At 64.9% G+C, this 684-nt stretch carries 1 protein-coding gene; it reads left to right on the forward strand.

What is annotated here, in order from left to right; translation table 11 throughout:
* The coding region (locus tag A9X04_RS32230; RefSeq protein WP_156764263.1) for an HAD-IC family P-type ATPase at positions 1-684 on the forward strand (684 nt) is incomplete at both ends.

Here is a 684-nt window from a genome sequence, read left to right on the forward strand (position 1 = left end):
TCCCTAACCCAGCTCGCGGATCTGGGCATCGAGGTGAAGATCGCTACCGGTGACAACGCGCGGGTGGCCGAAAAGGTGTGCGCCGACTTGGGTTTGGCCTCAAAGGGAACCATCACCGGCGCGGAGATGGAACAATTCGGCGACGAAGAATTCGAGCACGCCGCACAGAATTACACCATCTTCGCCCGCATCTCGCCGGAGCAGAAGGCGCGGCTCATCACCGCGGCGCGGCGCACCGGCCGATCGGTGGGGTTCCTCGGCGATGGAGTCAACGACGCGCTGGCTCTGCATGCCGCCGACGTGGGGATCTCGGTGGACAGCGCCACCGACGTGGCCAAGGACGCCGCCGACGTGGTGCTGCTGGAGAAGGACCTCGGTGTGTTGGCCACCGGCGTCGCCGAGGGCCGGCGCATATTCGCCAACACCATCAAGTACGTGCTGATGGGCACGTCGAGCAACTTCGGGAACATGTTCAGCGCCGCGGCCGCATCGGCCCTGCTGCCGTTCCTGCCGATGCTGCCCAGCCAGATCCTGCTGAACAACCTGTTATACGACTCCTCGCAGCTGGCGATCCCCACCGACAGGGTCGACGCCGAGCAGCTGCACGCGCCGTCGCACTGGAACGTCGCGTTCATCCGCCGGTTCATGCTGATCTTCGGACCGATCAGCTCGCTGTTCGACTTC

It is taken from the genome of Mycobacterium sp. E3247, from assembly GCF_001667785.1.
Classification (GTDB): domain Bacteria; phylum Actinomycetota; class Actinomycetes; order Mycobacteriales; family Mycobacteriaceae; genus Mycobacterium.